20 protein-coding genes are annotated in these 20,340 nt (G+C 69.6%); 13 read left to right on the top strand and 7 right to left on the bottom strand.

Features of this window, described 5'->3' with window-relative positions; all coding sequences use genetic code 11:
* The first annotated feature begins 22 nt into the window (after window positions 1-22).
* The 3 genes from nrdI (at window position 23) to FHG10_RS04590 (ending at window position 3,411) form a co-directional block, all read left to right on the top strand.
* Entirely contained in the window at window positions 23-421 is a 399-nt protein-coding gene (nrdI, locus tag FHG10_RS04600; RefSeq protein WP_152352162.1) for a class Ib ribonucleoside-diphosphate reductase assembly flavoprotein NrdI, read from the top strand.
* A gap of 5 nt (window positions 422-426) precedes the next feature.
* Window positions 427-2,559, top strand: coding sequence for a class 1b ribonucleoside-diphosphate reductase subunit alpha (gene nrdE / locus FHG10_RS04595; RefSeq protein ID WP_152352161.1), 2,133 nt, complete (start codon window positions 427-429; stop codon window positions 2,557-2,559).
* A gap of 159 nt (window positions 2,560-2,718) precedes the next feature.
* Window positions 2,719-3,411: a hypothetical protein gene (locus tag FHG10_RS04590; RefSeq protein ID WP_152352160.1), complete on the top strand. Its 693-nt coding sequence runs from the start codon at window positions 2,719-2,721 to the stop codon at window positions 3,409-3,411.
* A gap of 71 nt (window positions 3,412-3,482) precedes the next feature.
* Here FHG10_RS04590 and FHG10_RS04585 read toward each other — a convergent pair whose 3' ends face one another.
* Window positions 3,483-4,415, bottom strand: coding sequence for an NAD(P)-dependent oxidoreductase (locus FHG10_RS04585; protein ID WP_152352159.1), 933 nt, complete (start codon window positions 4,413-4,415; stop codon window positions 3,483-3,485).
* 99 nt (window positions 4,416-4,514) lie between these two features.
* Between FHG10_RS04585 and FHG10_RS04580 the strand changes: the two genes are divergently transcribed.
* From FHG10_RS04580 to FHG10_RS04560, 5 genes are all read left to right on the top strand, one after another.
* Window positions 4,515-5,597 carry a D-2-hydroxyacid dehydrogenase gene (locus FHG10_RS04580; RefSeq protein WP_152352158.1) on the top strand — a complete coding sequence of 361 codons (1,083 nt, stop codon included), beginning with the start codon at window positions 4,515-4,517 and terminating at the stop codon, window positions 5,595-5,597.
* Window positions 5,598-5,678: 81 nt separating this feature from the next.
* Window positions 5,679-6,485 carry an IclR family transcriptional regulator gene (locus tag FHG10_RS04575; protein ID WP_152352157.1) on the top strand — a complete coding sequence of 269 codons (807 nt, stop codon included), beginning with the start codon at window positions 5,679-5,681 and terminating at the stop codon, window positions 6,483-6,485.
* Between the two features lie 124 nt (window positions 6,486-6,609).
* Window positions 6,610-8,013: an MFS transporter gene (locus tag FHG10_RS04570; RefSeq protein WP_152352156.1), complete on the top strand. Its 1,404-nt coding sequence runs from the start codon at window positions 6,610-6,612 to the stop codon at window positions 8,011-8,013.
* A gap of 153 nt (window positions 8,014-8,166) precedes the next feature.
* A complete protein-coding gene (locus FHG10_RS04565; RefSeq protein WP_152352155.1) occupies window positions 8,167-8,595 on the top strand; it encodes a DUF485 domain-containing protein in 429 nt (142 codons plus the stop codon).
* Complete coding sequence (locus tag FHG10_RS04560; protein WP_152352154.1) at window positions 8,592-10,178, top strand: solute symporter family protein; 1,587 nt, start codon at window positions 8,592-8,594, stop codon at window positions 10,176-10,178. Before FHG10_RS04565 ends, FHG10_RS04560 begins: the two co-directional genes overlap by 4 nt.
* Window positions 10,179-10,417: 239 nt before the next feature.
* Here FHG10_RS04560 and FHG10_RS04555 read toward each other — a convergent pair whose 3' ends face one another.
* Together FHG10_RS04555 and FHG10_RS04550 are read right to left on the bottom strand one after the other, a co-directional pair.
* Window positions 10,418-11,059: a response regulator gene (locus tag FHG10_RS04555; RefSeq protein ID WP_152352153.1), complete on the bottom strand. Its 642-nt coding sequence runs from the start codon at window positions 11,057-11,059 to the stop codon at window positions 10,418-10,420.
* Entirely contained in the window at window positions 11,047-12,417 is a 1,371-nt protein-coding gene (locus tag FHG10_RS04550; protein ID WP_152352152.1) for a sensor histidine kinase, read from the bottom strand. Before FHG10_RS04550 ends, FHG10_RS04555 begins: the two co-directional genes overlap by 13 nt.
* Window positions 12,418-12,674: 257 nt before the next feature.
* On the opposite strand from FHG10_RS04550, the gene nrdF reads away from it, so the two are divergent.
* The gene (gene nrdF, locus FHG10_RS04545) at window positions 12,675-13,646 is read left to right on the top strand and encodes a class 1b ribonucleoside-diphosphate reductase subunit beta (RefSeq protein WP_152352151.1); all 972 of its coding nucleotides are present in this window, start codon (window positions 12,675-12,677) and stop codon (window positions 13,644-13,646) included.
* A gap of 144 nt (window positions 13,647-13,790) precedes the next feature.
* On the opposite strand, the gene FHG10_RS04540 is transcribed toward nrdF, so the two are convergent.
* Complete coding sequence (locus tag FHG10_RS04540) at window positions 13,791-14,528, bottom strand: MerR family transcriptional regulator (protein ID WP_152352150.1); 738 nt, start codon at window positions 14,526-14,528, stop codon at window positions 13,791-13,793.
* Window positions 14,529-15,003: 475 nt separating this feature from the next.
* Here FHG10_RS04540 and FHG10_RS04535 point away from each other — a divergent pair, with 475 nt between their 5' ends.
* Entirely contained in the window at window positions 15,004-15,366 is a 363-nt protein-coding gene (locus tag FHG10_RS04535) for a hypothetical protein (protein ID WP_152352149.1), read from the top strand.
* On the top strand, window positions 15,350-16,270 hold the full coding sequence (locus FHG10_RS04530; protein ID WP_152352148.1) for a CPBP family intramembrane glutamic endopeptidase: 921 nt from the start codon (window positions 15,350-15,352) through the stop codon (window positions 16,268-16,270). The genes FHG10_RS04535 and FHG10_RS04530 overlap by 17 nt, the downstream gene beginning before the upstream one ends.
* Window positions 16,271-16,310: 40 nt before the next feature.
* Here the strand turns inward: FHG10_RS04530 and FHG10_RS04525 are convergent, their stop codons facing one another.
* Genes FHG10_RS04525 through FHG10_RS04515 form a run of 3 tightly spaced genes read right to left on the bottom strand, consistent with a single transcriptional unit; the run spans window position 16,311 to window position 18,846 of the window.
* Window positions 16,311-16,925 (bottom strand): hypothetical protein, encoded by a 615-nt coding sequence (locus tag FHG10_RS04525; protein ID WP_152352147.1) that lies wholly within the window; start codon window positions 16,923-16,925, stop codon window positions 16,311-16,313.
* A gap of 2 nt (window positions 16,926-16,927) precedes the next feature.
* Window positions 16,928-17,635 carry a helix-turn-helix domain-containing protein gene (locus FHG10_RS04520; RefSeq protein WP_152352146.1) on the bottom strand — a complete coding sequence of 236 codons (708 nt, stop codon included), beginning with the start codon at window positions 17,633-17,635 and terminating at the stop codon, window positions 16,928-16,930.
* Complete coding sequence (locus FHG10_RS04515) at window positions 17,635-18,846, bottom strand: MFS transporter (RefSeq protein ID WP_152352145.1); 1,212 nt, start codon at window positions 18,844-18,846, stop codon at window positions 17,635-17,637. Before FHG10_RS04515 ends, FHG10_RS04520 begins: the two co-directional genes overlap by 1 nt.
* A 559-nt stretch (window positions 18,847-19,405) precedes the next feature.
* Here FHG10_RS04515 and FHG10_RS04510 point away from each other — a divergent pair.
* Both FHG10_RS04510 and FHG10_RS04505 read left to right on the top strand, forming a co-directional pair.
* Window positions 19,406-19,762 (top strand): hypothetical protein, encoded by a 357-nt coding sequence (locus FHG10_RS04510; protein ID WP_152352144.1) that lies wholly within the window; start codon window positions 19,406-19,408, stop codon window positions 19,760-19,762.
* Window positions 19,763-19,785: 23 nt separating this feature from the next.
* Window positions 19,786-20,310, top strand: a complete 525-nt coding sequence (locus tag FHG10_RS04505; protein WP_152352143.1) for a 4'-phosphopantetheinyl transferase family protein — start codon at window positions 19,786-19,788, stop codon at window positions 20,308-20,310.
* Window positions 20,311-20,340: the final 30 nt, after the last annotated feature.

The raw sequence follows: 20,340 nt of genomic DNA, 5'->3' as shown, positions 1-20,340 counted from the left end.
CGATCATGCGGAGGTGAGGAGGATGGGAACCCTCGTCTACTTCTCCTCCGTGTCCGGCAACACCCATCGCTTCGTGCAGAAGCTGGACATGCCGGCCAGCAGGATCCCTCTCCATCGCACGGAGGATCCCCTCGTCATGGACGAGGAGTACGTGCTGATGGTGCCGACCTATGGCGGCGGCAACGGACGCGGAGCAGTCCCGAAGCAGGTCATCAAGTTCCTCAACGATCAGCGCAACCGGGATCTGATCCGGGGCGTCATCACCGCGGGGAACACGAATTTCGGCGAGGCCTACGGGCTGGCCGGCGAGATCATCTCGGCGAAGTGCCGGGTCCCGCACATGTACAGGTTCGAGCTGTTGGGCACGCCGCGAGACGTGCAGCAGGTCCACGACGGATTGGAAGAGTTTTGGCGACACTGACCGAGATGCCTTCGGTGGAGCATCACAAGTCCCTCGACTATCACGCGCTGAACGCGATGCTGAACCTCTACGGGGCCGACGGGAAGATCCAGTTCGACAAGGATCGCCTCGCGGCCCGTGAGTACTTCCTGCAGCACGTGAACCCCAATACGGTCTTCTTCCACTCGCTGCGGGAGAAGATCGACTACCTCGTCGAGAACGAGTACTACGAGTCCGAGGTGCTGGACCAGTACTCCTTCGACTTCGTCGAGGAGCTGTCGGAGCAGGCCTTCGCGAAGAAGTTCCGCTTCCCGACCTTCCTGGGCGCGTTCAAGTACTACACCTCGTACACGCTCAAGACCTTCGACGGCAAGCGGTACCTCGAGCGCTTCGAGGACCGTGTGGTCATGGTGGCCCTGACCCTCGCCCGCGGCGACGAGGAGCTGGCGCGCCGGATCGTCGACGAGGTGCTCGACGGGCGCTTCCAGCCCGCGACCCCCACGTTCCTCAATGCCGGCAAGGCACAGCGCGGCGAGCTCGTCTCGTGCTTCCTGCTGCGCATGGAGGACAACATGGAGTCCATCGGGCGCGGCATCAACTCCGCGCTGCAGCTGTCCAAGCGCGGCGGCGGCGTCGCCCTGCTGCTCTCGAACCTGCGCGAGTACGGTGCGCCGATCAAGCACATCGAGAACCAGTCCAGCGGCGTCATCCCCGTGATGAAGCTGCTCGAGGACTCCTTCTCCTACGCGAACCAGCTCGGCGCGCGTCAGGGCGCGGGCGCGGTGTACCTCCACGCGCACCACCCGGACATCATGCGGTTCCTGGACACCAAGCGCGAGAACGCGGACGAGAAGATCCGCATCAAGACCCTCTCGCTCGGCGTCGTGATCCCCGACATCACCTTCGAGCTCGCGAAGAACAACGAGCCGATGTACCTGTTCTCCCCGTACGACGTGGAGCGCGAGTACGGCAAGCCGTACGCGGACGTGTCGATCTCCGAGAACTACCGCGACATGGTCGACAACCCGCGGATCGCGAAGAAGAAGATCAAGGCCCGCGACTTCTTCCAGACCCTCGCGGAGATCCAGTTCGAGTCCGGCTACCCGTACATCATGTTCGAGGACACGGTGAACCGGGCCAACCCGATCGCCGGCAAGGTCACCCACTCGAACCTGTGCTCGGAGATCCTCCAGGTCGCGACGCCGTCGCACATGAACAACGACCTCACCTACGACGAGATGGGTCGCGACATCTCCTGCAACCTGGGGTCGCTGAACATCGCCAAGGCGATGGACTCCCCGGACTTCGAGCGCACGATCAGCACCGCGATCCGCGCGCTGACGGCGGTCTCGGACACCTCGGACATCGAGTCCGTGCCCACGATCGCGGAGGGCAACCGCAAGTCCCACGCGATCGGCCTGGGGCAGATGAACCTCCACGGCTACCTGGCGCGAGAAGGCATCTTCTACGGGTCCGACGAGGGCCTGGACTTCACGAACATGTACTTCTACGCGGTCACCTATCAGGCCATCAAGGCCTCCATGGGGATCGCCAAGGAGGTCGGCGAGACCTTCTACGACTTCGAGAACTCGAAGTACGGCACCGGCGAGTACTTCGACAAGTACACCGACCAGGTGTGGGAGCCGCGCACCGCGAAGGTCCGCGAGCTGTTCGCCGACTCGAACGTGCACCTGCCCAGCCAGGACGACTGGAAGCAGCTGCGCGCGGACGTGCAGAAGCACGGCATGTACAACGCGTACCTGCAGGCGGTCCCGCCGACCGGGTCGATCTCCTACATCAACCACTCGACGAGCTCGATCCACCCGATCGTCTCCAAGATCGAGATCCGCAAGGAAGGCAAGATCGGCCGCGTCTACTACCCGGCGCCGTTCATGACGAACGACAACCTGGAGTACTACCAGGACGCGTACGAGATCGGCTACGAGAAGATCGTGGACACCTACGCCGAGGCCACCAAGCACGTGGATCAGGGCCTGAGCCTCACGCTCTTCTTCCCCGACACCGCTACCACGCGCGACGTCAACAAGGCGCAGATCTACGCATGGCGCAAGGGCATCAAGACCCTCTACTACATCCGCCTGCGGCAGATGGCCATCGAGGGCACCGAGGTCGAGGGCTGCGTCAGCTGCATGCTGTGACGCTCTGCGAGCTCTGAGCCCCTGGCGCCGTCTCCGGACGACGGCCGACGGGCCAGGACGGGCGGGTCTCCTGCGGGAGGCCCGCCCGTCGGTGCACGTGATGTGCCACCATCGTGACCGGCGCCGTCCGGGGCGCCCCGACGACGGGGAGGTCATGCGGTGCCCTTCGGCGGATCCGCGCGCGATCGAGCGTTCGCCGCTCTCAACAAGGATCTCCGCCGCGCCGCGCGCCGCAGCGGGGCGCCGGTCCTCACGATCTCGCGGACCTCGAACGAGAACGTGCGCTATCCCGAGCTGATCTCCACGCTGCTGGACTGGTACGAGGACGTCGACGCGAAGACCCGGCTCGCACAGCCGCGCGACCGGGCCCAGCTGCTGGACGCGATCGCCCGCTCGCTGGTCACCCCGGACGCACCGCACGCGGAGACGTTCCGACTGGCCGTGCGCTACGTGGACTCCCATCCGCCCACCCACCAGGCCGACCTCCAGGGCTCCACGCTCCTGGCGTCGCACCACGCGTCCCCGTCGGACCCGGACGATCGGGCCGACATGGCGCGCCTGGCCGGTGACCGGGAGCTGGGGGAGGGGCGTGCGCCGATCCTCGAATGGCTGATCGCGCGGAAGGTCTCGCGCCGTCATCCGGAGCTGCGGGACCTCGCCATCGGCGAGCTCGAGGATCCCGCCGTCGCTGCGCACATCATGCGGCGCCTGCGCAGGCTCCCTCCGGATGTGCTGCCGGCCGACATCGCGGACCGGGTCCGCCCGTACCTGGACGCGGGGCAGGACGAGTCCCGACGGCAGTCGCGGCTGCTGCTCGAGAAGATCGACGGGGAGGGTGGGGCCGACGGGTGACGAGCGCGGAGCGCGACAGATGGGCGCGGCTCAACCCCGTCCATCTCCGCTGTGCGGTGGCGAGAGGCCGTTCAGTCCCGCTGTTCGGTGAAGCGCCGCGTCGTCGCGAGGTCGCGGTCCCCCAGGCCCGCCTCGACGAGCTCGTCGAACGCCGCGCGCAGGGCGGGCAGGAGGGCGCCGTGGGTGCCTGTCGCCTCGGCGATCTCGCCGGCGAAGCGCAGGTCCTTGACCATGTACTTCGCCACGCCCGAGGGGGAGTCGTCGCCGGTCACGAACTTCTCGCGCCGTGAGGCCATGAGGTTCGAGCCCGCGTAGCCGCCCTGCAGCAGCTCGAAGAGCGTGTCCAGGTCGAGCCCGCTGCGCTCGGCGAGCACCGTCACCTCACCGAGGGCGAGAGCGGTGGCGCTGACGATCATCTGGTTGCAGGACTTCGCGACCTCGCCCGCCCCGAGCGGCCCCAGGCGCACCGGGTTCCCGCAGGGCGCGAGCAGTCGGGCGGCCTCGGCGGCGTCGTCCTCGGCGCCGCCCAGCATGATCGCGAGCGTGCCCGCCTGCGCGCCGTCCTCGCCGCCGGAGACCGGGCAGTCGACCACGCGCACACGGCCGTCGCTCTCCGTGGCCAGGCGCTCGCCGAGCTCACGCACCTGCACGGACGACGAGGTCGACCCGATCATCAGCAGCAGCTCGCCACCGGGTGCGAGCAGGCCGTCCTCGCCGCTCAGCAGCGGTTCGAGATCCGGCAGGTCGGGGAGCATCACGAGGACCGCGTCCACAGCCTCGCCGAGCTCGCGCGGGGTCGCCGCCCACCCGGCGCCCTGCGCGGTGAGCTGCGGCTTCGGGGTGCGGGAGTGGACGGTGAGGGAGCCGTGGGCGCGCAGCAGGTGCTCGGCCATCGGCAGCCCCATGGACCCGAGCCCCAGCACGCCTACGCGCGGGGAGTCGGACCCGGGCGCGACCGGGCGAACGCGATCGGGAGCGGGGTGGACATCGTCGTCAGTGCTCATGGTCCGACTCTAGCCCGTCGCGCAACACAGGGAACGGTGTCCAACATATTGAACACGCGTTAGGGTGGTCCTGCCTCCCACCCGAGCGAAGGAGCTCCCATGAGCCAGCCCCCTCCCGCTGACCGCGAGACCCCCGACGGACGCACGCGCGTCGTGGTCGCCGTCGACCTCCCCGAGGACCTCTGCACGCTCATCGAGCGCAGCGAGCCGCGCGCCGAGGTGATCCGCGACCACGCGCTCTACCGCCCGCGCCGCGGACCCGCCGACTGGTCGGGCGACCCGGAGCATGTGCGCACGCCCGCGCAGCAGGCCGCCTTCGAGGAGATGGTCGACTCGGCCGACGTGCTCTTCTCGCTGCCCGACGTCGACCCCGCGGCCCTCGCCCGCACCGTCCGCGCGAACCCGCGCCTGCGCTGGGTGCAGACGATGGCCGCCGGCGGCGGCTCCCAGGTGCGCGCCGCCGGACTCGCCTCCGAGGACCTCGAGCGCATCGCCTTCACGACCACCGCCGGTGTCCACGGCGCCCCGCTCGCCGAGTTCGCCGTGCTCGGGGTGCTCGCCGGCGCGAAGTCGCTCCCGCGCCTGCTCGCCCAGCAGCGCGAGCACGAGTGGAGCGAGCGCTGGGAGATGCGGCACCTCGACGAGATGACCGTGCTCGTCGTGGGCCTCGGCGGCATCGGGAAGGCCTGCGCGGCGCGCTTCAGTGCGCTCGGCGCCCACGTGCTCGGCACGACCCGCAGCGGCGAAGCGGTCGAGGGCGTCGACGAGCTCGTGCCGATCGACGACCTCGCCGCCGCCGTCGCCCGCGCCGACGCCGTCGTCCTCACCCTCCCCGGCACCGACGCGACCGAGGGCCTCGTCGGCGAGGACGTGCTCGCGAAGGCGCGCCCAGGGACGATCCTCGTGAACGTGGGACGCGGCACCGTCGTCGACGAGCCCGCCCTGCTGCGCGCCCTCGAGGACGGCCGCATCGGCTTCGCCGCTCTCGACGTCTTCGCGACCGAGCCGCTGCCTGCGGCGAGCCCTCTGTGGGATCATCCCCATGTCCTGGTCAGCCCGCACACCGCCGCCCTCGACACGCGCGAGGAGGAGAGGATCGTGCGGCTGTTCGTGGACAATCTCGCCCGCCACCTCGACGGGCGACCGCTGCGCAACGCCGTGGACACCGTCGAGTTCTACTGAGTGCGGCGGCGCGACGGGCCGACGGGGACGAGCGCCCCGCGCGGCGCCCGGCGCGCCGACCGCGCAGGGAAGGGGAGCGCCGTGGCGCCCCAGAGCACGAAGACCACCCGTCACGAGCGCCCGTCGGCCGAGCCCCGCGATCCCTCGCCCGCCGTGACCCGCTCCCTGCGGATCCTCGGGGCGCTGGAGCGGGCGCGCGGACCGCTCACCCTCTCCGAACTCGCGCGCGAGGTCGGCATGGCGAAGTCCTCGGCCTCGAACATCTGCCAGGCGCTCGAGAACGAGGGCATGATCGATCGTGTCGAGAGCGGATACCGGCTCGGGATCCGCACCGCCGAACTGGGCGGCGCCTTCGCCTCCCAGTTCAACCAGGTGCGCGAGTTCTTCGCCGCGGTGGAAGGCGATCCCGTGCTGCGGGGGCACGTCGTCCAGATCGCGATGCTGGACGCCCCCGACGCCCTCTATCTCGCCCGGCACGAAGGGCGCCGCCAGCGCCTGGGCACGCCGCTCGGCTCCCGCCTGCCGCTGATCCACTGTGCGGTGGGCAACGCCATGCTGCTCGCCATGGACGACGCCGAGGTGGGGGCGGTGCTCGGTGCAGCCGACTTCGCGCCCACCACCGAGGAATCGGTGACCAGCCCCGAGGCGGTGCGCGAGAAGATCAACGTCGGCCGTGAGCGCGGATACGCGATCGACCGCGGCGAGTCCTTCCCCGGCATCCACGGCGTCGCCGTCCCGCTCGAGCCCTGGCAGCCCGGGGATCCGCGCATGGCCGTGGGCGTCGCGCTCGCCGCCTCCGAGGCTGGCGACACCGTGGTCGACGAGCTCGGCGCCGCGCTGCTGACGCTCGCCGACGCGCTCACCAACCCCCTCTCGCGCCGCCCCTGAGATCAGGGCGTTCAACGGGTTGCACTGCGTTCGCGAATGAGTACAGTAGGGCCATCGGCCGGCCCCGTCGGCCTCGCACGGTCCGGCCCGCTCGGGCCGCCCCGCCCGCATCGAAGGAGATGCCATGAGCACGACGCCACGCTCCGCCCGCCCCGAAGGCGCCCAGGACATGCCCGAGGCCGAGTACGCCGCGAACCTGCGCCGCGCGACGCTGTCCTCCTCCATCGGCAGCGCGATGGAGTACTTCGACTTCGCGATGTACGGCCTGATGACCGCGCTGGTGTTCAACACCCTCTTCTTCCCCGAGGGCAACGCCGCGATGAACACGGTCGCCGCCTTCGGGATCTATGGCGTCGGCTTCGTTGCCCGCCCCTTCGGTGGCCTCTTCTTCGGTGCCCTCGGCGACAAGATGGGCCGCAAGACCATCCTCGTGATCACGGTGCTGCTGATGGGCGGCGCCTCCACCCTGATCGGCGTGCTGCCCACCTTCCACTCCGCCGGATACGCCGCCCCGATCCTGCTGGTGATCCTCCGCCTGCTGCAGGGGTTCGGCGCCGGCGCCGAGCAGGCCGGCGCGACCGTGCTGATGGCCGAGTACGCCTCGGTGCGTCGGCGCGGCTTCTTCTCCGCCCTGCCGTTCATCGGCATCCAGGCGGGCACGCTCCTCGCCGGACTCGCCTTCTCCCTGCTGACCCTGCTGATGCCCGAGGACGCCTTCCTCTCCTACGGCTGGCGGCTGCCGTTCCTCGCCTCCTTCGTGCTGATCCTCATCGCCCTGTTCATCCGAGCGCGGCTGCGCGAGACCCCCACGTTCGTCCAGCTCGAGAAGCACGAGCAGATCGCCGACCACCCGATCCGCGAGATCTTCACGACCGGGCGCCCGGGCGTGGTCGTCGGCATCGGCCTGCGGATGGCCGAGAACGGCGGCAGCTACATGTTCCAGTCGCTCGCCCTGGCCTTCGTGACCTCCGCGGCGATCGGACTGGACAAGGGCGCCGTCGCCTGGGGCGTGACGCTGGGCAGCCTCATCGGCATCTTCTCGGTGCCCCTCACCGGCCACCTCTCCGATCGCTTCGGGCGCGTGCCCGTCTACCGCTTCGGCGCCGTGTTCATGCTCCTGTACACGTTCCCCGCCTGGTACCTGCTGTCCGTGGGGACCGAGGCGGTGGCGATCGCCGTGATCGCGATCGGCATCGGCGTCGCCGTGAACTCGATGCTCGGCCCGCAGTGCTCCCTGCTCCCCGAGATGTTCGGCGCCCGGCACCGATACCTGGGTGTGGCGATGGCCCGCGAGATCTCCGCCGTCCTCGCGGGCGGACTGGCGGGCGTGCTCGGCGCGGCGCTGCTCGCCTGGACCGACAGCAACTGGATCGTGCTCGCCGTCTACATGGCGACCCTCGCCGCGATCACCACCGGCGCGACCTTCCTGGTGCCCGAGACCCGAGGTCGGGACCTGCTGAAGGAGACCGACGCCCTGCGCCTCTCCGAGGAGGAGCACGACCACCGCATGGCCGCCGCGGCGCGCTGACGCGGAGCGCCGCCGCGGCGCGGACCGCGACCGCGGGACGGGCGGCGACACCCGTGGCACCTCCGGCGCCGGACATGTGATGCACGATACATTGGGCGCATCGCGGTCTCCTCCCGCGATCCCCCTGTGCACGTCCGAGCGAAGGAGCCCGGCATGTCAGAGTCCGCATCCCTGCCCGATCCCAGATCCTCGGGCCGCGACCCGCTCGGAGATCCCTCCTCCGTCGGCGCCCGCAGCCTCGCCGTCCAGCAGTCCGAGGACTTCCAGCGGCTGCGCCGCTCGTTCCTCACCTTCATCGTGCCGATCACGGTGCTGTTCCTGGTCTGGTACCTGCTGTACGTGATCCTCGCGGACTGGACCCACGAGTTCTTCGCGATCAAGGTCGCCGGCAACATCACCGTGGGCCTGCTGTTCGGCTTCGGCCAGGTCATCACCACCTTCGTGATCACCATGCTCTACCGGTGGTGGGCCGACAAGCGCTACGACCCCCATGCCGAGGCGATCCGCGCCGAGATGGAGAGCGGGGAGATCCTCGAGGACTCCGCCCGCCCGGCCGACGGGCAGGAGGGCGAGCTGCGATGAGCCACGAGATCAACCCTGTCATCAACATGATCGTGTTCGCGCTGTTCGTCGCGTTCACGCTGTTCATCGTCTTCCGCGTCTCCCGCCAGAAGGCGAGCGCCGCCGAGTTCTACGCCGGCAACCGCTCGTTCTCCGGACCGCAGAATGGCATCGCGATCTCCGGCGACTACCTCAGCGCCGCGAGCTTCCTGGGCATCTGCGGGGCGATCGCCATGGCCGGCTACGACGGCTTCCTCTACTCGATCGGCTTCCTCGTCGCCTGGCTCGTCGCGCTCCTGCTGGTCGCCGAGCTGCTGCGCAACACCGGCAAGTTCACGATGGCAGACGTCCTCTCCTTCCGCCTGAACCAGCGCCCCGTGCGCCTGGCGGCCTCGCTCACCACCCTCGCCGTCTGCTTCTTCTACCTCATCGCCCAGATGGCGGGCGCGGGCGGGCTCGTCGCCCTGCTGCTGGGGCTCGAGGGCAAGCTGCCGACGGCCCTGACCGTGGTGGTCGTGGGCGTCCTGATGATCGTCTACGTGATCGTGGGCGGTATGAAGGGCACCACCTGGGTGCAGATCATCAAGGCGGTGCTGCTCGTCGTCGGCGTCGCGATCCTCGCGATCATGGTCATGGGCCGCTATGGCTTCAACTTCTCCGCCGTGCTGGATCAAGCGATCGCGATGTCGCCCGACGGCGAGGCGATCCTCACGCCGGGTCTGAAGTACCCCAACCCCGTGGACTTCCTGTCGCTCGGGCTCGCGCTGGTCCTGGGCACCGCGGGTCTCCCGCACGTGCTCATGCGCTTCTACACCGTGCCCAGCGGCAAGGAGGCGCGGCGCTCGGTGGTCTGGGCGATCTGGATCATCGGCATCTTCTACGTGCTCACCCTGATCCTCGGCTACGGCGCCGCGGCCCTCGTCGGCCCCGAGGTCCTCGGGGACCCCGCGACGCCCGGCGGGGAGAACGCGGCGGCCCCGCTGCTCGCCCTCGCCCTCGGCGGGCCCGTCCTGATGGCCGTGGTCTCCGCGATCGCCTTCGCGACGATCCTCGCGGTGGTCGCGGGCCTCGCGATCACGGCGGCCACGAGCTTCGCGCACGACATCTACGCCTCCGTCATCCGCGGCGGCGAGGTCCCAGCGGACGACGAGGTGAAGATCGCCCGCTGGACGGTCGTCGCGATCGGGATACTCGCGATCGTGGGCGGCGTGGTGGCCCTCGGGCAGAACGTCGCCTTCCTGGTGGCGCTCGCCTTCGCGGTCGCCGCGAGCGCCAACCTGCCCACGATCCTCTTCTCCCTGTTCTGGCGACGGTTCAACACCGGCGGCGCACTGTTCTCGATGATCGGCGGGCTCGCTGCCTGCCTCATCCTGATCGTGCTCTCCCCGGCCGTCTCCGGCAACGAGAAGGCGATGTTCCCCGGCGCCGACTTCGACCTGTTCCCGCTCTCCAACCCCGGCATCGTCTCGATCCCGCTGGGCTTCCTGCTCGGGATCGTCGGCACCCTCGTCACCAAGCCCGCGCCCGACCACGACGTGAAGGCCGCCGAGATGGAGGTCCGCGCCTTCACCGGCGCCGGGGCGGAGGGGGCGTCCGAGCACTGACGGGGCCGCGCGCTGGGGCGGGACGCACGCGCGCTGCGGCGGGGCGTGTGCGGTCCGCCACGCCCCCGACCCCGCCCCGCCCCCGGACATTGAGTGCTGCGCAACGGTCGTTATGAGCGCTCATAACGACCACTGCGCAGCACTCAACGTCGTTGTAGCCGATTCCGACGGGCGGGCTCCCGACGGCGGGCACCTCGCCCGCGTCCGCCCAGCCCCTCACCCCCAGCTGCCTCCGTCCGTCACCCGCCCAGCAGCGTCAGCACCGCCTTCACCCGGCGGTGGACGCTCGCGTCGGGGCTCAGGCCGAGCTTCGCGAACAGGCGCTGGGTGTGCTTCTCGACGGCGCCCTCGGTGACCACGAGGCGCTCGGCGATCCCGGCGTTCGTGAGCCCCTCGCCCATGAGCTCGAGGACCTCGCGCTCGCGAGGGGTGAGCTCGTCCAGGGGCGAGCGGCGCTGGGAGGCGAGGACCTGCGCGATGACGTCGGGGTCCATGACCACGCCGCCGCCCGCCACGCGCTCGACGGACTCGAGGAAGCGGCCGATGTCGCTCACCCGGTCCTTGAGCAGGTAACCGGTGGCGGGCGTGCCCGCGCCGATCAGCTCGGCCGCATAGGCGACGACCACGTACTGGCTGAGCAGCATGATCGGCGCCTCGGGCCAGGAGCGGCGGATCTCGTGGGCCGCGCGCAGGCCCTCGTCGCTGTGGCTCGGGGGCATCCGGATGTCGGCGATCACGAGGTCGGGCCGGTGCTCGAGCGCGCGGGCCACGAGCTCCGCGCCGTCGGCCGCCGAGGCCACGACCTCGTGGCCCGCATCCTCGAGCAGCAGGCGCAGGCCCTCGCGCAGCAGGGCGGAGTCGTCGGCGATCACGAGGCGCACGGGATCACCGCCTCGATCCGGGTGCCCTGTCCCTCGGGCGAGTCCACCTGCAGCGTCCCCTCGAGCGAGGCGACGCGTCCGGCGAGACCCGCGAGGCCGTGACCGGCGGCGATGCTCGCCCCGCCGCGGCCGTCGTCGACGATGACGGTGCGCGCGCTGCCCGCCTCGCGGGTGACGCGCACCTGCACCGCGCTCGCCCCGGAGTGCTTGGCGGCGTTGGCGAGGGCCTCGGAGACCACGTAGTAGATGCCGATCTCCACGTGCTCGGGGAGGTCCATGTCCTGGCAGTCCACCGCGGTGGGGACGGGGCACAGGGCGGCGCGCTCGGCGAGGGCCGCGGCGAGGCCCCGGTCCACGAGGATCGGCGGGGCGATCCCCCGCGAGAGGCGCCGCAGGTCCTCGAGGGTGGTGCCCAGCATCTCGCGGGTCTGGGCGAGGATGTGCTGGGCGCGCTCGGGGTCCGACGCGGCGAGACGCTCGGCGCGCGCGAGATCCATCGTGGCGCGGACGATGCCCTGCTGGGGTCCGTCGTGCAGGTCCCGCTCGAGGCGGCGCAGGGACTCGGACTCGGCCGCCCGGCCGGCAGCCCGTGACTCCTCGGTGCGCGCCAGGCGCTGCTGCTCCTCGAAGCGGGAGCTGAGCAGTCCGTAGCCGACCGCGTGGTGCAGGGCGATGAGCCCGCGGGCCACGGGGTTCAGCGTCAGCAGGAACACGAGCCCCATCGCGCACTGCAGGGCGACGTCGGTGACGAGGGCGAGGTCGCCGTGGAAGCCGAAGACCAGCTCGCCCAGCCCGTTCATGTCGGCGTCCGGCAGGACGCTGTGCAGGATCAGCGTGGCGACGGGCGCGCCGATGGTGGCGACCGCCCCGAGGGCCCAGGCCAGCAGCAGCGGCGTCGTGATCGCGATGAGCACGAGATGCACGAGGGTCCACAGGCACTCGAGCCAGGACTGCGGGTCCGCGAGCGGCGTGAGCATGCGCCGCACCCGTCCCGCGCCCTCGCGCGCTCGGCGCCGCGCCGGCCGGGGGAGCGGTCTGCCCAGCAGGAAGCCCTGCATGCCGCGCTCGGCGTTCGCGAAGCCCCGCGCGACCATCACCGCGGCGACCAGGATCGGCAGACCGATCCAGATGATCACCGTTCCCGCGCCCAGGGCGAGAAGCGCGAGAGTCAGCGAGAAGGCCAGAGTGCCCAGGACCAGCGAGGGGATCCCGTAGACGAGGGCGCGGCCGATCGGCCCGGCCCAGCGTGCGCGGCGGCGCGGGGCGGGCGAGGCCGCCGCGGATCGGGACGGGGCCGGCTCGTCCGGGATGGTCGACGCGGGGGTCGAGGAGGCGGCGGGGGCGCTGGATGGGGTCATGGCTCGAGTCTTCTCGTCGGAGGGCCAGGTGCCCATCCTGTCACCTGGCGAGCGCAGGGTCGGGCTGGCCCGACAGGCACCCGTCGGCCGCGCGATCGGCCGCGTCGCCGGTCCTTCGGAGGGCCCGACGGTCGACTCCGCCACAGACGCGCTGGGCGGCCTGGGCCTCCGCCCGGGAGCCCGTTCGCGGCACCTAGACTGGGGGACCAACGGCACCCGAGAACGCCGAGAACACCCCGAGCGAACGTGAGGCAGCGGTGAACTCCGATCACCTGAAGACGTCGGTCCAGGCCATCAACTGGAACCGCATCCCCGACCCGAAGGACAGCGAGGTCTGGGACCGTCTGACCGGGAACTTCTGGCTTCCCGAGAAGGTCCCGATCAGCAATGACATCCAGTCCTGGGGCCGCCTGAGCGAGGGCGAGCAGACCCTCACCATGCGCGTCTTCACCGGCCTGACGCTGCTGGACACGGTGCAGGGCACCGTCGGCGCGGTCTCGCTGATCCCCGATGCGGTGACCCCTCACGAGGAAGCGGTCTACACGAACATCGCGTTCATGGAGTCCGTGCACGCGAAGTCGTACTCGCAGATCTTCTCGACCCTCTCGCACACCAAGCAGATCGACGAGGCCTTCCGCTGGAGCGAGCACAACGAGGCGCTGCAGAAGAAGGCCCGGATCGTCATGGGCTACTACCAGGGCGACGACGCGGAGAAGCGGAAGGTCGCCTCGACCCTGCTCGAGTCCTTCCTCTTCTACTCCGGCTTCTACCTGCCGATGTACTGGTCCAGCCACGGCGAGCTGACCAACACGGCCGACGTCATCCGCCTGATCATCCGCGATGAGGCCGTGCACGGCTACTACATCGGCTACAAGTTCCAGAAGGCGATGGAGAAGGCCTCCTCCCAGCGCCAGGAGGAGCTCAAGGACTACACGTTCTCCCTCCTCATGGACCTGTACGACAACGAGGAGGAATACACCGAGGATCTGTACGACCCGGTCGGCTGGACCGAGGACGTCAAGATGTTCCTGCGCTACAACGCGAACAAGGCGCTCATGAACCTCGGCTACGACCCGCTGTTCCCGCAGGACCAGACCGAGGTCAACCCCGCGATCCTCGCGTCCCTCTCCCCGAACGCCGACGAGAACCACGACTTCTTCTCGGGCTCCGGCTCGAGCTACGTCATGGGCAAGGCCGTCGACACCGAGGACGACGACTGGGACTTCTGATCCGCTGACCGCGCACGTCGTCGGGGATCCCCGCCGACGGCGCGCACGCGAGGCCCGGACCTGCAGACTTCTGCGGGTCCGGGCCTCGCGTGTGCTCCGTCAGAGCCAGCCCCAGCGGCTCGGCGCCGGACGTGACAGCTCTCCTCAGCTGCCGGCCTCGTCCGAGGAACCATCCTCCTGCGAGAGGCGGAACGCCTGTCCGAGGACTTCGATCTGCGCGGGATTGTAGAGGTCGGGTAGCGACTGGTAGAGGGCGTGCAGCGCCTCGCGTTCGCGCACATTCGTCGGCCGAGGCGGAGTGCGAGTGCCCGGGTAGTCCTCGTGGATCCCGCGCAGCACCATCGCCAGCCGAACGGCGACGGCACGGATGGCCTCGGCGTCGGCATCGGCCGGAAGCTCGTTGAACCCGATGTCGGCGTCCTGGTGGTCTTCGGCGATCTCGCGCAGGTCTCGCATGCCCCGTTCGTCGTAGAGCAGTGCGCTGATGGCGATCACCGCCCGATCTGGCTCGGTGAGACTGTCCGCGATGGATTCGAACCCTACGGGGACGTCCGGTCCGGTGCGGTGAGCGAGCAGCTCGGCGAGGTCGGCCCGGATCTTCTGCTGACGTTCGATGGAGGCGGAGAGCCGTGCGTCGAGCGAGCGCACGGTGTCGAAGAACAGGTCGTCCGAATCGATCGTCGACCGGATCTCCGCCGTTGACATCCCCAGGTCCCGGAGCTGTCTGATCTGCAGCAGGCGCACCAGGTGGGCCGTGCGGTACTGCTTGTAGCCGTTAGCCGCCCGTGCGGGCTCTTCGAGCACACCGGTCGCGTGGTAGTGCCGAATGGCCTTCACGGTCGTGCCCGCGAGGTCCGCGAGTCGGCGCGTGCTCCACTCCATCAGCGGTCACCAGGGGGAGCAGACATATCTCCATCCTCGTGGATGAGCGAGGGAATCGGAAGCACTTCCTTGACCGTGCCCCCAGGGCACGGTTTCCGATGGTGGTGCACATACCCGCCTTCGCGTAGGAGCCCCCACATGACCGGCACTGGACGGATCTCCGATCGGCTCGAGGTCCAGGAGGTCTCGCGCGATCCCGCCTTCGCGCGCCCGGCTGACTCGCCCGGCGGGACCCGACCGGCATACTTCGTGCCCGCTCACGGCCGGTGCGACGACTGGGCGCGCAGTGAGAACCGGACCGCCCTCGTCCGGCTCGGCACTCAGCATCAGACCGCGGCCAGCGTGCTGCTGCCGGGGCCGGCCACCGGACCCCGCGCCTCGGCCCACCACGCTCCGGTGCGATTCTTCGCCGAGGAGGCCCAGCTGTCCGATGAGCCGCTGCTCCCTCACGGCCCGGACCGGACACGGAGCCACGATGGATGACTCGCTCATCTACGAGGGCGCGATGCAGGTCGTCCCCCTCCTGCTCATCGCGCTGTTTCTCGACAACCGCGCGAACACCCCCGAACTGCGCAGCCGACTCGGAAGGGCTCTGACGCGGTTCCAAGACCGAGCCATCGCCGTGCTGTGCCTCATCGCGTTCTTCATCTCGATGTTCGTTCTCGTCGGCGCGGTGCCCGTCACCGCCCTCACCAACGCGATCGTCGTCGCGGCGCTGAGCGGCTCGATCGGGCTGTTGTTCGGCACCATCTGGCGACGCTTCGCCACCACCACGGATGACGGCTCCGCTCCGTCCAGCTCACACTCCCCGAAGGACCATCATGACCACGACTCCTGACCCGTCCCTCACCAACACCTCGAGCGCGCCCGCTTCCGTCGATGGGAATCGTCCTTTCGGCGCGCACCTGTCGATGCGGTGGTGGGTCCCGCTGGTGCTGACGATCGTCGTCGTCGCGGCGGTCTACGGCCTCCAACTGCTGCTGGGCGGTGCCGCCGCCATCGTCGAGGTCGCCCTGCTGGGCGAGGATCCCGATGGCGCCTCGCTGACCCCCTTGTCCTTCCTCGCGACGAATCTCGCGATCATCCTGATCGCCCCGCTCGCGCTCCTCCTGCTCGCCAAGGTCGGGCGGGTGCCCTGGCGATCCGCACTGAGCGCCGGGCGGGCTTTCCGGTGGCGTCGGCTGACGATGTACGTCGGCCTCTTCGCGGTGCTGATGGTCCTCGCCAACATCGCGGTCCAGCTGATCAACCCCTCGCCGCTGTCCTTGTTCGCCGTCTCCGGCACGACCATCGCGCTGCTGGTGGTGCTGGTGCTGACCACGCCGTTGCAGGCCGCGGCGGAGGAAGTCGCTTTCCGCGGTGTCCTCACCGCCTCCTACGCGTCGTGGATCCGCGCTTCCCGCCCCGCGCTGATCGTGGGCATCATCGGTTCGAGCGTCCTCTTCGCCATCGTCCACACCAGCCTGGATCCATGGATGATCCTGAATTACCTGGGCCTCGGGGCGAGCACCGCGGTCATGTCTCTGCTGAGCCGGGGTCTCGAAGCCTCGATCGCCTTCCACGTCATGAACAATGTCTTCGCCTACGGCATCGGCGCCCTGTTCGCCGACGGCGGCGGCATCGCCCAGGACCGCAGCGGTGGCGCCGGCGGACCGTACATGCTGGTGTTCCTCCTCGCGGAAGCCATCGCCATCATCACTGTCTGGCAGCTCGAGAAGCACCGCACCCGACATCAGCGCTGAAGGCCCTGCACGCGGGAGAGCCCTGATGGCGCATCGAGGTTCAGTGCAGGAACAGGGCTGTGACGGCCTCGACCAGCGCAATGACCAGAAGCAGGATGATGATCATCGGATAGAGGCGCAGGTTGTCCTTGATGCCGGCAAGGTACCCCTCCCAGGCCGATGAGAGATTGCGTCGGCGGTAGCCGAAGGTCGATCGCCAGAGGATGATCGATCCCAGCATCGCCAGGACATAGGCCTGGAACTCGATCAGCAGCACGGGCGAGACGGTGATCACCGTGATCAGCTCCTCGAGCGTTGTCGGCGCGTACGGCATGCCGATGAAGATTGCCCGTGCGATCGTCGCGACCACACCGAAGAAGGGAACGATCAGCGTGGGCAGCGTCGTGGTTCCCAGTGCTGCGAACAGGAGGTTGGCGAGGAGAGTCAGCAGTGCGGGTTCGACGATGCTGCCGCTGCTGTAGGCCTCGACGACCAAGGACGACCCGGGCGAGCTGAGGAAGGCCTCGGTGTTCCGGTGGCCGATCTCGTGCAGACCAGGGATGTAGACGGACGCGATCATCGCCATCAGCAACGTGCCGTAGACGACGAGATTGGACACGAGGTACGGGTACCAGCTGGCGCGCAGGACTGTTCGGAAGCTGTCGAAGATTCGCATGGTCAGGATTCCTCTCCGGGGTGGGACTGCGGCCCCGACTCGATGCGCATGAAGTCCTTCTGCCGGTCGTTCAGCTCGCGTTCTGCCAGGTCGAGGATCACCTGCACCTGCTCTTCGGTCAGCGAGGGCAGTCCACCGGCGGCCTCGTCGATCAGCGACTGCGCCTGCTCCATGAGCTCCTCGAGCTCGCCGTCACCGGTGTTCTCATCGATGGCGTCGAAACGCTCCTGCAAGCGCACCAGGGCCGACCGCATCTGCGGGTCATCGAGTGCATCGGCGAAAGCGTCGATCTGCGGATGGTCCCGGTAGAGGTGGGCGAGGGCGATGGCGACCGGGATATCGGCCGGTGACAGGCTCAGCGCAGCTGCTGCCCTGGAGAGTCCGACGTGGCGTCCGGCGCGCGCCCGGGCCAAGCGTTCGCGTTGTGCGGTCAGATCCGTGATCTTCGCTTCCAGGGCCCGGTCCACCTCATCCAGCGCCTCTTCGGTGGAGGGAGAGTCGGAGTCTGCGGCCACGGCTCCTGCCTGCGCCAGCGACAGACCGGAGTCGGTCAGCTGACTGATCCTCAGCAGGGACACCAGATGATCCGCGGTGTAGTCCCGGTACCCGTTGGGTCGACGCGGCGGCTCGGGCAGCGCGCCTGCCTGGTGGTAGTAGCGGACGGTCCGGACCGTCACCCCGGCGAGTTCTGCCAGTTCTGAGATGCGCATCAGGCGGACACCTGTCCTGATCGGCGGATGCTGGGACTGAGCAGGGCCAGGGCGGCCGCGCCGATCCACAGAAGGGCGAGAGCTGTGGTGGCCAGGTGCAGGGTGCCGATCTCGATGAGCAGAGCGGCCACGCCGATGCCGGCTGCCGGGACAACAGTCATGATGGCGTTCTGGGCGCCCAGCACCTTCCCGCGTTCGGCATCTGCGACGTTCTCGACGAAAGTCAGTCCGACGACGGCGTTCATGCAGCCACCGCCCAGTCCGACGATCGCCGCTCCGGTGAAGATCGACCACACAGGTCCGAGTATGCCGATGACGACGAATCCCACGGCGACGACGATGACCCCGGTGGTGAACCACCCCCGGCGCGGGATCCTGGTTCCGAATACGGCGAAGAGGCCACCGCCGATGAGGAGGCCTGCGGCCAGTGCGCTGAGGACGAACCCGACGAGACCGGCCTCGTTCTGGAATGCGAAGTGCACCGGGATCACCATGCCCTGCGTGGCGGCGAGCACGACTGCCAGCGCGAGACCCAACAGGACGACGACGCGCAGGAGCGGTGTGCGGAAGATGACCGCCAGGCCGTGGAAGACGGAGCCGGGCGACTCGTGCTGAGGATCTCCTTGCCGCTCACGGGGCAGCCCCGAGGCTCGGGAGGGGATGACGAGGGTCAGCAGGGCCGCCAGTGCGGCGATGCCGGAGGTCGCCCACATGACCGTCACCGGTTCCAGGGAGGCGACGAGGATGCCGGCGATGGCGGGACCGACCAGGAGCGAGACTCCTGCGAGGGATTCCCGCAGGCCGATCAGCCGCGAAGGATCCATCCCGCCGGCATGAGCGATGGCGGGGAGCATCGCCTCCCGCGCGGTGATGCCGGGAACGTCGCCGAAGGAATTCAGGATTGCCACGGCGATGAACCATCCCAGGTTCAGCCCGACGGTGAGGTCGATGACGGGCAGGATGATCAGGGCCAGGGCCGAGATCACATCGGAGAGGATCGCGGCGGTGCGGCGGTTGATCCGGTCGATGAGCGAGCCCATCAGCAGTCCGGCGACGGCGGCGGGCAACGCTGCCGCGATGGCAACGGCCCCAGCCCCCAGCGGACTGCCCGTGGTGAACAGGACCAGCAGCGGGAGCGCTATCGCAGTGATCGAGTTGCCCAGCAGCGATGTGCCGAACGAGGCCAGGTAGAAGAAGACGATCCGTGTCATGGGACAAGCCCAAACGATGACGTCGCGTCAGGGTCAAGCCCGTGCGGAGGAGATCGTGGACGACGCCGAGTCCTCGCAGGCCATGGCCTCGCGGGCGTCACCTCGGCGAGACTCGCCGTGGCGATGAGCCGAAGCCGGACTCATCATTCCCAGTCCGGGCTGATCTCCGTGAGGGCGTGGAAGCGGAGCGCGCGGTTCCGGCGCGTGGGCGATCAGCTCTGGATCCGTCCCCGAGCTGCACCGGACGAACTCGATCCCGAGGCGGCCCTCTGCTTCTCTCTCGTCGGGGCCAGGCCGGCCACTCTCGAAGCGATCAGTGCGCGATGAGGACATGCGGGTCGAGATCCACCGTGGCCATGCGGCGAATCTCGGCGTCTGCCGAGCGAAGAAGGTCCACGTCCAGCTGCGCGCTGACGCGGGACCGTCGTTCCCCGATTGCCGAGCGTGACGTCGGAGCATGATGTTCAGCGGATGGTCCACCAGGAGTGTGTCGGCTGGTCCGGCTCGGAGACTGCGGTCCGGCGGAGCAGTGTCGGGGTGTCGGGGCATCGGGGCACTGGTGCTTTGCGCGCGGGAGGTCCCCAGTGGTGCCACGAACACGCAAGAGGCCCTGATCACTGCGGATCTGGCCCGTGCGGCTCGGGCTCTCGCCCAGGTCTCGCTCGCCGATCTCGCCGAGCACACCGACATCGACCTCGAGAGGCTGCGCGCCGTCGAGCAGGGGCGGATCCTCGCCACGGCGGAGGAGAGCGACCTGCTGCACCGCGCCTTCGCGGAGTTCGGCGTCGAGCTGCTGCCCGTGGACGAGCACGCCGGCGTGGGCTACGGCGTGCGCCAGAAGTTCAATCCGCGCACCGTCGTCCGCCTGGAGAACTGGGAGAACGAGGGCGGCCCCGCGGGCGAGGACGACATCTGAGCGGCCCGTATCCTGGGGCGGCCATGACCGCTCCCGCCGCCCACCAGCACCGTCACGAGTCCCCGCTCGTCACCCTGCATCGCGCCGAGGACGACGCCGATGCGATCCTGCGCGTGCGCATCGCCGAGACCTGCGGCGCGGAGGAGGCGGCGGTGCGCACGGGGCGGCACTGCCCGCGATGCGGCTCCTCGGCGCACGGCCGGCCCTGGGCCCGCATCGGTGCCGCGTCCGACATCCCCGTGAGCATTGCCCGCTGCGGCGCGCACCTGGTCACGGCCGTGCGACGCGGGGGGCCGGTGGGCGTGGACATCGAGTCAGTCGCCGCCGTCGACCGGCTGTGGTCGCCCGACCTCGTGCTGCATCCGAGCGAGCGCGGGCTCGAGCGGACGCCGGAGGATCGCGCGCGCCTGTGGGCGGGCAAGGAGGCGGTCCTCAAGGCGCTCGGCGTCGGGCTCGCCCGCGCGATGCCGACGATCGCGCTCGCCGACTTCGACGTCGAGGACCTTCCGGCCCCGCCGGGTCACGTGATCGCCTGCGCGCGGCTGTGAGGCCGCGGCCCGCCGCCCGACGCGCCTCGT

Origin of the sequence: Brachybacterium subflavum (genome assembly GCF_009299795.1) — a bacterium.
Classification (GTDB): Bacteria; Actinomycetota; Actinomycetes; order Actinomycetales; family Dermabacteraceae; genus Brachybacterium; species Brachybacterium subflavum.
This window is presented reverse-complemented; position numbering and strand designations above follow the sequence as displayed.

What these genes read in the sequence shown, in the direction of transcription:
- FHG10_RS04515 (WP_152352145.1), bottom strand. Translation starts at nt 18,846, where the DNA reads ATGACACGGATCGTCTTCTTCTACCTGGCCTCGTTCGGCACATCGCTG.
- FHG10_RS04520 (WP_152352146.1), bottom strand. Translation starts at nt 17,635, where the DNA reads ATGCGCATCTCAGAACTGGCAGAACTCGCCGGGGTGACGGTCCGGACC.
- nrdE (WP_152352161.1), top strand. Translation starts at nt 427, where the DNA reads ATGCCTTCGGTGGAGCATCACAAGTCCCTCGACTATCACGCGCTGAAC.
- FHG10_RS04530 (WP_152352148.1), top strand. Translation starts at nt 15,350, where the DNA reads ATGACCACGACTCCTGACCCGTCCCTCACCAACACCTCGAGCGCGCCC.
- FHG10_RS04580 (WP_152352158.1), top strand. Translation starts at nt 4,515, where the DNA reads ATGAGCCAGCCCCCTCCCGCTGACCGCGAGACCCCCGACGGACGCACG.
- nrdI (WP_152352162.1), top strand. Translation starts at nt 23, where the DNA reads ATGGGAACCCTCGTCTACTTCTCCTCCGTGTCCGGCAACACCCATCGC.
- FHG10_RS04585 (WP_152352159.1), bottom strand. Translation starts at nt 4,415, where the DNA reads ATGAGCACTGACGACGATGTCCACCCCGCTCCCGATCGCGTTCGCCCG.
- FHG10_RS04535 (WP_152352149.1), top strand. Translation starts at nt 15,004, where the DNA reads ATGGATGACTCGCTCATCTACGAGGGCGCGATGCAGGTCGTCCCCCTC.
- FHG10_RS04565 (WP_152352155.1), top strand. Translation starts at nt 8,167, where the DNA reads ATGTCAGAGTCCGCATCCCTGCCCGATCCCAGATCCTCGGGCCGCGAC.
- FHG10_RS04540 (WP_152352150.1), bottom strand. Translation starts at nt 14,528, where the DNA reads ATGGAGTGGAGCACGCGCCGACTCGCGGACCTCGCGGGCACGACCGTG.
- FHG10_RS04505 (WP_152352143.1), top strand. Translation starts at nt 19,786, where the DNA reads ATGACCGCTCCCGCCGCCCACCAGCACCGTCACGAGTCCCCGCTCGTC.
- FHG10_RS04560 (WP_152352154.1), top strand. Translation starts at nt 8,592, where the DNA reads ATGAGCCACGAGATCAACCCTGTCATCAACATGATCGTGTTCGCGCTG.
- FHG10_RS04525 (WP_152352147.1), bottom strand. Translation starts at nt 16,925, where the DNA reads ATGCGAATCTTCGACAGCTTCCGAACAGTCCTGCGCGCCAGCTGGTAC.
- FHG10_RS04550 (WP_152352152.1), bottom strand. Translation starts at nt 12,417, where the DNA reads ATGACCCCATCCAGCGCCCCCGCCGCCTCCTCGACCCCCGCGTCGACC.
- FHG10_RS04570 (WP_152352156.1), top strand. Translation starts at nt 6,610, where the DNA reads ATGAGCACGACGCCACGCTCCGCCCGCCCCGAAGGCGCCCAGGACATG.